Origin of the sequence: Mesorhizobium sp. M7A.F.Ca.MR.176.00.0.0 (genome assembly GCF_004023165.1) — a bacterium.
Taxonomy (GTDB): Bacteria; Pseudomonadota; Alphaproteobacteria; order Rhizobiales; family Rhizobiaceae; genus Mesorhizobium.
The window spans coordinates 1-9,365 of sequence record NZ_RZTC01000157.1 but is presented as its reverse complement, the minus strand read 5'-3'; the positions used below and the strand labels follow the sequence as shown (position 1 = coordinate 9,365).

The following is a 9,365-nucleotide window of genomic DNA, read 5'->3' as shown; positions in this document are numbered from 1 at the left end:
GGCGACGGAGACGCGCCTGCCGTCGCGCACGGAAGGCAGGTTCGCATTGGGGATGACGCCGGCGCGGTCGAGCCGCTCGCGCAGGAAGGCGACCGGATGCGCCTTCAGCGACAGGCCGAGCGCGCGGTAATCATGGATGACATGCTCGCCTAGCGGCATTTTCGGCAGCTTCGTCTCGGGCTCCAGCTCGCGCAGGCGAAGCGCCGGCTGGTCGAACAGCGGCAGCCTTTCGGCGGCGCTCTTGCCGTCGAGTGCGCGCACCGCCCACAAGGCTTCGCGACGATCAAGGCCGAGCGAACGGAAGGCGTCGGCCTGCGCCAACCGCTCGATCTCGCCGACATCGAGGCCGGAGCGCAACCAGACATCCCGGACGGATACGTAGCCTGAGCCGCGCTGTTCGACGAAAGCCGCCATGCGCTCCTTCGACAGGCCCTTGATCTGGCGGAAGCCGAGCCGGACGGCATGCTTCGTCTCGATGACGCCGCGCATGTCGGCATGGCGCGGGAGGATACGGGCCGGATCGAAAGGTGCTTTCTCCAGCGTACAATCCCACATCGAAAAATTGACGTCGACATCGCGAATGTCGACGCCATGGTCGCTTGCGTCGCGCACGAGCTGGGCCGGCTGGTAAAATCCCATCGGCTGCGAATTCAGGATCGCGGCGCAGAACACGTCGGGATAGAAGGTCTTGAACCAGCAGGAGGCATAGACGAGCAGGGCGAAGGAAGCGGCATGGCTTTCGGGAAAGCCATATTCGCCAAAGCCCTCGATCTGCTTGAAGCAGCGCTCGGCGAAGTCCTTCGTGTAGCCCTTGCCGACCATGCCATTGATCATACGGTCGCGGTAATTGCCGATGGTGCCGGTGCGCTTGAAGGTGGCCATGGCGCGGCGCAGTTCATCGGCCTCGCCCGGTTTGAAACCGCCGGCGACGATGGCGATATTCATCGCCTGCTCCTGGAACAGCGGTACGCCTAGTGTCTTGCTGAGGATCGCCTCCAGCTCCGGTTTTTGATACTCGGGTTTTTCCTTGCCTTGCCGGCGGCGCAGATAGGGGTGGACCATGTCGCCCTGGATCGGGCCCGGCCGCACGATCGCCACCTCGATGACGAGGTCGTAGAAGGTTTTCGGCTCAAGGCGCGGCAGCATCGACATCTGGGCACGCGATTCAATCTGAAAGACGCCCAATGTGTCGGCACGGCAGATCATATCGTAGACCCGGGCGTCTTCTGCCGGCAGGGTGGCCAGCACATAAGGTCGGCCGTATTTGTCTCGCGCCTTTGGATAGTGGTCAGTAAGCAAGGTGAAGGCGCGCTGGAGGCAGGTCAGCATGCCGAGCGCCAGCACGTCGACTTTCAGGATCTTCACCGCGTCGAGATCGTCCTTGTCCCATTCGACCATCTTGCGCTCGTCCATCGCCGTCTTGACGATGGGCACGATCTCGTCGAGCCGGTCCCTGGTTATGACGAAGCCGCCGACATGCTGCGACAGATGGCGGGGGAAGCCCATGATCTCATTGGCACGCTCCATCACGTGCCTCGACACCGGATCGGTGCGGTCGAGGCCGCCGGCGCGGGCTTCCTTCTCGCCAAGCTCCGATGTCGACCAACCCCAGATCGAGCCGGAAAGCGATGCCCTGACATCCTCGGACAGGCCCATCGCCTTCGACACTTCGCGCAGCGCCGAACGGCCGCGATAGCTGATGACGGCGGCCGCAAGTGCCGTGCGCTTGCCGCTGTATTTCTCGTAGATGTACTGGATTACGGTTTCGCGCTTTTCGTGCTCGAAATCGACGTCGATATCCGGCGGCTCGTTTCTCTCCTCGGAAATGAAGCGCTCGAAGAGCGAATCGATTTTTTCCGGTCCTACTTCGGTGATGCCGATGCAGAAGCAGACGACCGAATTGGCGGCCGATCCACGTCCCTGGCAGAGAATATCCTTGCTGCGCGCGAACTTGACGATGTCGTAGACAGTCAGGAAATAGCGGGCATAGTTGAGGCGTTCGATCAAAGCGAGCTCTTCCTCGATGCGCCTGGTCACCGAATCCGGCACACCCGCCGGATAGCGGTTGGCCGCTCCCTCCCGCGCCAGCCGCTCCAGTTCAGCCTGTGGGCCAAGACCCGATTCCGTCGGCTCGTCCGGATAATTGTACTGAAGGTCGCTCAACGAAAAGGTCAATTCTTCCGCAAACCGCAAGGTCTCGGCCAATGCTTGCGGATGCCTGCGGAACAGGCGCGCCATCTCCATTGGCGGCTTCAGATGACGCTCGGCATTGGCGCTGAGTTGCAGCCCGACCTCGGCGACGGGCGTGTTGAGGCGGATCGCGGTCAGCACGTCCTGCAGCGGGCGCCGTTCGGCCGTGTGGTAGAGAACGTCGTTGGTCGCCATCAGCGGAATACCGACGCTTTCGGCAAGCGCCGCGGCCTGCTCGATGCGGAAACGGTCATTGCCGGCGTAGTCGGGCGAAACGCCAAGCCGCAGGTTCCTGCCGAAGCGGCCTTTGAGGTCTCGAAGCAGGGGAAGACTATCTTCCGCGCCCGCCGACAGACCGGGCAGGACCGCCAGCGACATCAGGTCACCCCATTCGAGGAGGTCGCCGCGCTGGAGAAGGGTGGCGCCTTTTTCGTTCTCGTCGCGCAGATTGGCTTGGGTAAGCATGCGGCACAGATGTCCCCAGCCCTTGCGGTCCTGGGGATAGGCGAGGATGTCCGGCGTGCCGTCGCCGAAAACCAGCCGACAGCCGGGGTGATAGGAGAGCGTCTCGACCTTGGCCTGCTGCCAGGCGCGCACCACGCCGGCCACTGTGTTGCGGTCGGCAAGTCCGATTGCGGAGAAGCCCAGGAGCTTGGCCGCGACCACCAGCTCCTCCGGCTTGGAGGCGCCGCGCAGGAAGGAGAAATTCGACTGGATGCCGAACTCGGCATAGGGGATGACGGTCAGCGCGTTCATGCGAAGACACCATGCATGAACCAGCGCGGCGGGACCTGCGTGTTGCCATAAAGACCTTGCCGGTAGAGCCAATAGCGGCGACCATCGGCGTCCTCGATACGGAAATAGTCGCGCGTCGATGCCGCCTCGTCGCTTGGCGCTTCCCGCCACCATTCGGCGGCGATGCGTTCTGGCCCTTCGGCACGCGTGACCCGGTAGAGCGCGCGGCGCCAGCGGAAGTTCAACGGTGGTCCTTCCGGCATTTCAGTGGCCGGCACATCGATGGGTTCGGGCGAGCGGAACAGCCGGATTGGCCGTTCCGGCGGAAAAATGGTTTGTGGTGCCTGCAGCCTGCCGGGCTTTTTCGGCGGCGTGGTCCGGCGCGGCGCTTCGGTGAAGGGGATCGTGGCGACGGCGCGCTCCGGCAGATGGCTCTCGACCGCGACCGGCCGGAGAACCGCGCCCTCGCCGAGCCGGGCGCGGATGCGGTCGGCGAACAGCGCGATATCGGCACCGTCGTCGGTCGTTTCGCCAGTCAGATCGGCCTGCTGCATGTCGAAGGTGGCTGCCGCCAGCACCGAGAGCCGCACCAGATCGAAACCATAGCCGGCATCGATATCCTGCTCGAGCGCGGCCAGCCTCTCATGGAACAGTTTCTGGATCAGCATGGGTTCGCGCATCGGCCGCGAGGTGCCGATGGCGATGCGGCTGACGGCGCCGTCGACGCGGAAGAGCAGCAGCGCCAGCGTCCTGGCACCCTCGCCGCGGCGTTCGAGATCGGTTTTCAAGGTCGCCGCCAGCATGCCCACCAGCCGTTCGATGTCCTCGGTCAGGGTGACGGGTTCGGCGAGGTGGCGTTCGACCGAAAGCGGCGCGACGGGAAGGCGCGGCGACACCGCTTCGTCGAGACGGCCAAGCGCCTGGTCGAGGCGCAGGAGCAGCAAGGCGCCAAAGCGGCGGGCGAGCGGCGCGCGCGGTGCCGCCATGACGGCGCCCGCCGTGCGCAGGCCGACGCTTTCCAGGCTGGTGCGGGTCGCCGGCTCGATGCGCAGTGCGGCCAGCGGCAGGGGTGCCAGCAGCGCTTCCTCCTCGCCTGACACAATGATGCGGTCACTGCAAAAGCGTGCCGCCGCCCAGGCCGCGCCAGGCGTCGCGGCAAGCCCGGCTCGGACATCGAAACCCTGATGGAAGAAGCGCGACAGGATCTCGTCCAGCATGGCGCGTTCGCCGCCGAACAGATGGGTGCAGCCGGTGACGTCGAGAAACAGACCGTCCGCCCCGTCCAGCGCCACCAGCGGCGTGTAGCGGTCGCACCAGTCGGCAAGGCCTTCGAGCAGGCGGCGGTCGGCTTCCGGATCGGCCTCGACAACGTCGATCGACGGATGCATGGCGCGCGCATCGGCAATGCCCATGTCGCGCTTCAGGTGCAGGGCCTCAGCCCGCTCGTCGAGGGCCGAGATGCGCTGCGCGTTGCGGTCTCGATGGCTGATCACGAGCGGCGGGTGAGAGGGGTGATCCGACGGCCGGGAACGCCAGGACCGCCCCAGACGCTGCCGCAGGATCCTTTCCACTGCCAGATAGGGAAACCACAGGGACAGGATTCTTTGCCCGGTCTCTTTCCCCGCCTGTTCTTTCATCGAATGCGAGTTCATCGGGGTTCCACTCCAGTGTGAATTGTCCAGGCAGGGCCGTGCGGCTTTTGCCGATGTTGAGGGCAAAGGCCGGGCGGCCGATCGAGCCGGCGAGCGGCCCGGCAATGGTGTTGCGCGGCACCGCCGGCGCCGACGTGACAATCAGGCGAACAGGTGCCGCCGTCGGCTCGGGCTCGGCCGCCTGCCGCAGCAGGAACACCGGCCGGCCGGCGCCTTGCGCCCTTGCATTCAGCCGGCGCGTCGCGGTCAGGTTCAGCCGCTGCGGATTGCCGCGAATTTCCAGAATGACGGCGGCGAGCGCCGTCATCCGGGCCGCCTCCTCGGCGACCCACAGCGCATCGACAAGCTTTGGCGCCTCGGAAAACAGCAATTGCTCCGGCTCGATGCCGAACGCGGCATGAAGCCCCCTGGCATAGGGAAAGCCCGCCTCGCGGAAAATCTCCGATGTGCCGATCCACAGCACCGGCAATCCCGGCGTTTGCTTGAGGATCAGGCTGATGAGCGACAAAGCGAAGCCGGCGACGGCCCCGGCATCGCGGGTTTCCAGCCCATGGATTTCGCTCAGGGCGGCCTTCGGCAGACCACCACTCAGGGCGGCATCAAGACGCTCGACGCCGATGGGCAGGAACGCATCCGGCAACGCCGCGGCAATGCCGCGCCTGACGATTGTGAGATCGGTGTTGACGTCAGCATCGAAGGTCGCGGCAGCCGGCGCAGCCAAGCGCTCGGGCAGCGTTCCCTCGATTTTCGCGATCTGGCGGCGCAGGGCAAAAACAGTCTCCCGCGCCACGGCGGTCATCGCCATGACGGTCAGCTTCCACTCACAATTGTTCCTGTTATGTTCCTATAGATTCCAGAGGCCGTCGGAAGAGTCAAGCGGAGTCATGGGGAATTTATTCCTCTCCGCATGGGTGGCGCAGGCGCATCGGCCCGTTCATTTGCCGATTCCGGTGCGAAAGCCTATATGCCGGGATCAAAGGACAAAGCATGGCCCGCATCTACAAGACCCGCACCTGGCACGACGAACTCTCGCCCTCGATGGACGAAATGGAGTTCCTGGCGCTGGAGGCGTACGCCCATCTGCCGGAGGATTTCCGCAAGCTGACCGGCGAGATCGTCATCCAGATCGCCGAGTTCCCGACCGACGAGATCATGGACGATCTGTCGCTGGAAACGCCCTTCGACCTGCTCGGCCTGTTCGAGGGACGCGGCATCGCCGAGCGCTGGAACCCGCAGACCGGCGAAGGCCCGAACCGCATCACGCTCTACCGCCGCGCCATCCTCGACTACTGGTCCGAAAACGAAGAGACACTGGGCGACATCGTCACCCACTTGCTGATCCACGAGATCGGCCACCATTTCGGGCTGTCGGACGATGATATGGAGAAGATCGAAGAGGCGGCGGAGTAGCCCCGCACCTTCGTCATCCTAGGGCGGAGCAAGGAGCGGAGCGACGCGCGCAGACCCTAGGATCCATGCCGTGATGTTGGTACAGTGCTCCGGCGGTGCCGTACTGAAAGCTTACAATAGGTTTCGGTGAAAACAGGCTCTAATCCTGATCTGCTATGCCCCTCGGCGAAGGTCACGGCATGGATCCTAGGGTCTCCGCAGTCGCTTTGCGACTGCTGCGCCCTAGAATGACGAAGGGAGGCGTGACGATGGAACGTCAGAGCTTTGAAAATGTGTGGGACGCGCTGGAAGATACTCCGGCCGAGGCCGCCAACATGACCATGCGCTCCAACTTGCTGATCGCGATTGAACAGCGGGTGCGGAGTTGGAACGCTACCCAGGCCGAAGCAGCCGAGCGGCTCGGAATCACGCAGCCGCGCCTTAGCGACCTCCTCCGGGGCAGGATCGCGAATTTCAGCCTGGATACGTTGATCAACCTTGCGGCACGGGCCGGACTTACCGTGCGCCTCGATATCGCCGAGGCTGCCTGATTAGTGGTGGGTTGCGGCGCTACTGTCCGCGAGCACTAAGCCGCAGGTAGGCATTTGCACCCTGCTTCCTGCGTCACGTGAATTGTCCATTCCTATCCAGTCGGTCCAGAACTCAGCGGCGGCAAGGGTTCTTGGGATCTCGCTTCAGATACGTTGGCCATTCGGCTGATAAAAAGATGCAGCGCCTTGCGCACGGCGAGCGATGGCGGCTCGGACGGATGCCACTCCGGAAAATGACCATCAACCACCATTCGTGCCAACCCATAGACAAAGGCACGAGCGGCAAGAACCAGATGATCGAAGTCCGTGTTCGCAGCCAGCCGACCCTGGTGTTGCGCCTGAGTCAGCAGGTCGATCATCTTCCGGCGAATGGCCTCATTCTGACCGCGAAGACTGTCCGACGCGTCGAAATCAATCAGCGTTCGGGAACTGATAATCTGGAAATGCGTGGGATTGGCGATCGCCCACTCCAGATAGCCTTGTCCGATTGCTTCGAAGGCCACGATGGGATCCGCGCTGTCGACTTCTGAAAGTGCATTGGCAACGGCCTCTGTCAGCCGGTTCATGGCCTGTTCGGCGACCGCGGTCAGCAGCGCTGTTTTCGACTGAAAATGCCGGAAGGGGGCGCCGGGGGAAACGCCGGCCCGCTTTGCGGCTTCGCGCACGCTCACATTGTCGGGGCCGCCTTCCTCGACAAGTTGAATTGCAGCATCGATCAACGTGTCCCGCAAATTGCCATGGTGGTAGTCGGTGCGGTGAGGCGTCTTGGCTTTTGCCATCTCTTTTCCTTCATTCCGTAGAGCTGCTTCACGCGTCCGTAGCACGATCCGCGATTTATGTAATCACTGTTTACAATGCAGATAAGGGGATGTAAGCAGTGATTACAGATGGGGCCGGAACAGGCCTGCGGTCTTCGCGGGCTCCCCGTTTCCCAGAATGAGGAGACGAACATGTCTGCCAGAACCGCCGAACCCCGCCGCCCGCAATCGTTGATTTCGCTGAGGAGTCCAGCCGAAGAACCTCAGCACAAGGAGAATCTCACGACTGTCCAGTCGAGCGCGGCTGTGCCCAGCGTCACGCTTTATCGGCTTGCCGCCGTCGCCGGGGTGGGAAGCGCGCTTATTCTTGTGGTTAACGCGGCCAAACGCAGCGCGCTCATCGCGACCACCGATCTGACACAACTTCTCGCGCCAGTCGCCGAGATATTGGCGCTTGGTCTTGTCGTCGGCCTGTTTCTCGCTTTTGGCCGGCGCGCGGGCCTGTTCGGCATCAGCGCGTTTGTCATCAACTTCGTTGCATTGGCAAGTTTGGTCGGTGTGGAAGTGGTGATCAATCTGGTATTTTCGAAACTTCCGCTGACAACCATCATCGAGCTGCGCGCCGGCCCTCTCGGACTGGCTCTGGTCGTCAGTTCGTTCCTTTTTCTGCTTGGGACGCTGGCGTTTGTAATCTCTCTTGTGGTTGCAAGAGGCGTTCCGCGCATTCCACTCGCCCTCTATCTCATTGGCGCGGTGCCTATCGCGCTCCGTGCGTTCGTGCCGGAGTGGGCCCTTGACCTGGGTTTGGTGACGCTTGCGACAGCGATCGCCTGGCTGGCCGGCTGGCTGTGGATGCGAGCGGAGCCTACCAGTCGCTGAGCTTCGTATCGGGTCCGTATTCCTGGCCGTCGATATCCTTGACCACGGCCTGGCCGCAACGCATCGTTTTGGCCTTCTTGTCGTAGGCATAGGTCGGCGAGCCGAACAGGTGCCAGCCCTTGTTCAGCGCCGCCGTCACCTTGTGGCAGAAGCTGGCATCGTCCGGAGCGGACAGAAAGCGGTAGAGTTTCATTGTTCAGTCCTGTCGTGAGTAGCCATAGCCCGCCCGCATCGATCGAGCACTTATGACCCGATGGCGGCTGCCTTCGCCAGCAGTTTTTCGGCCTGCGCCAGATGCAACCGCTCGACCATCCTGCCGTTCAGCGCGATCACGCCCTTGCCGGCATTCTCGGCGAGCGCGAAGGCTTCCTTCACCGAGCGCGCCTCGGCCATCGCTTCCGCGGACGGTGCGAAGGCACGGTTGGCGGCTTCGATCTGGGCCGGGTGGATGAGGCTCTTGCCGTCGAACCCCATGGCCGCGGCTTCCGCGCATTCCTGGGTGAAAGCGTCGAGGTCGCGAAAATCGTTGGAGACGCCGTCGAGCATGTCGATGCCGCCGGCACGCGCGGCCAGCACCATTTGCATCAGCCATGGCACGAGGTAACGTCGGTCAGGCGTTGCCAGAATGCCGGTCTCCTTGACCAGATCATTCGTTCCGGCAACGAAACAATTGAGCCGCGAGGCCGGATCGCGGCCAAGCTCGGCGATGGCGCCGATGTTGAGCAGCGCCTTGGGCGTCTCGATCATCGCCCATAGTTTCACGCTGTCGGGAGCGAAATTGTCGTCAAGCACATCGCCGGCCTCGAGCAGGTCGCGCGGCGTGTCGACCTTGGGCAACAGGATGCCGTCGGCCTCGCAGCCTGCGGCAGCCAGCAAATCGTCGGCGCCCCATTCGGTTCCCAGAGCATTGATGCGCACGATCATCTCGCAGCGGCGGCCAATATGGTTGGCGAAAATGCCGGCCAGTTTTTCGCGAGCGCCGATCTTGTCGGCCGGGGCGACGGCATCCTCCAGGTCGATGATGACTGCATCGCAGGCAAGCTGCGCGATCTTGGCCAGCGCCTTGTCGTTGGAAGCCGGAATGTAGAGCACGGAGCGGCGCGGGCGATAGGTTTCCATGGGTGATCTATGCCGCTTGTGGGTGGGTGAGGCAAGCGGGCAGGGCTGTGACCCCACCCTCCCCCTTGTGGGGAGGGTCGCTGCGAAGCAGC

General features: G+C 63.3%; 9 protein-coding genes. 3 read left to right on the top strand and 6 right to left on the bottom strand.

The window, feature by feature from the left end; translation table 11 throughout:
- The 3 genes from EOB59_RS31470 to EOB59_RS31460 form a co-directional block, all read right to left on the bottom strand.
- On the bottom strand, positions 1-2,946 hold a 2,946-nt coding region (locus EOB59_RS31470), incomplete at its 3' end, for an error-prone DNA polymerase (RefSeq protein WP_245486841.1).
- Positions 2,943-4,418 carry a DUF6504 family protein gene (locus EOB59_RS31465; protein ID WP_128290055.1) on the bottom strand — a complete coding sequence of 492 codons (1,476 nt, stop codon included), beginning with the start codon at positions 4,416-4,418 and terminating at the stop codon, positions 2,943-2,945. The genes EOB59_RS31470 and EOB59_RS31465, both read right to left, overlap by 4 nt.
- Positions 4,360-5,382 (bottom strand): hypothetical protein, encoded by a 1,023-nt coding sequence (locus tag EOB59_RS31460; RefSeq protein WP_128290054.1) that lies wholly within the window; start codon positions 5,380-5,382, stop codon positions 4,360-4,362. Before EOB59_RS31460 ends, EOB59_RS31465 begins: the two co-directional genes overlap by 59 nt.
- A gap of 182 nt (positions 5,383-5,564) precedes the next feature.
- Here EOB59_RS31460 and EOB59_RS31455 point away from each other — a divergent pair, with 182 nt between their 5' ends.
- Together EOB59_RS31455 and EOB59_RS31450 are read left to right on the top strand one after the other, a co-directional pair.
- Positions 5,565-5,987: a metallopeptidase family protein gene (locus EOB59_RS31455; RefSeq protein ID WP_128290053.1), complete on the top strand. Its 423-nt coding sequence runs from the start codon at positions 5,565-5,567 to the stop codon at positions 5,985-5,987.
- Positions 5,988-6,235: 248 nt separating this feature from the next.
- Entirely contained in the window at positions 6,236-6,517 is a 282-nt protein-coding gene (locus EOB59_RS31450; RefSeq protein WP_128290052.1) for an XRE family transcriptional regulator, read from the top strand.
- A gap of 92 nt (positions 6,518-6,609) precedes the next feature.
- On the opposite strand, the gene EOB59_RS31445 is transcribed toward EOB59_RS31450, so the two are convergent.
- Positions 6,610-7,296 (bottom strand): TetR/AcrR family transcriptional regulator, encoded by a 687-nt coding sequence (locus EOB59_RS31445; protein WP_128290051.1) that lies wholly within the window; start codon positions 7,294-7,296, stop codon positions 6,610-6,612.
- Positions 7,297-7,467: 171 nt separating this feature from the next.
- Here EOB59_RS31445 and EOB59_RS31440 point away from each other — a divergent pair, with 171 nt between their 5' ends.
- Positions 7,468-8,154, top strand: a complete 687-nt coding sequence (locus EOB59_RS31440) for a hypothetical protein (RefSeq protein ID WP_206622085.1) — start codon at positions 7,468-7,470, stop codon at positions 8,152-8,154.
- Here EOB59_RS31440 and EOB59_RS31435 read toward each other — a convergent pair.
- The gene (locus EOB59_RS31435; protein WP_127261267.1) at positions 8,141-8,347 is read right to left on the bottom strand and encodes a DUF1737 domain-containing protein; all 207 of its coding nucleotides are present in this window, start codon (positions 8,345-8,347) and stop codon (positions 8,141-8,143) included. The genes EOB59_RS31440 and EOB59_RS31435 overlap by 14 nt on opposite strands.
- A 50-nt stretch (positions 8,348-8,397) precedes the next feature.
- Complete coding sequence (locus tag EOB59_RS31430) at positions 8,398-9,273, bottom strand: CoA ester lyase (RefSeq protein ID WP_128290050.1); 876 nt, start codon at positions 9,271-9,273, stop codon at positions 8,398-8,400.
- Between the last annotated feature and the right edge of the window lie 92 nt (positions 9,274-9,365).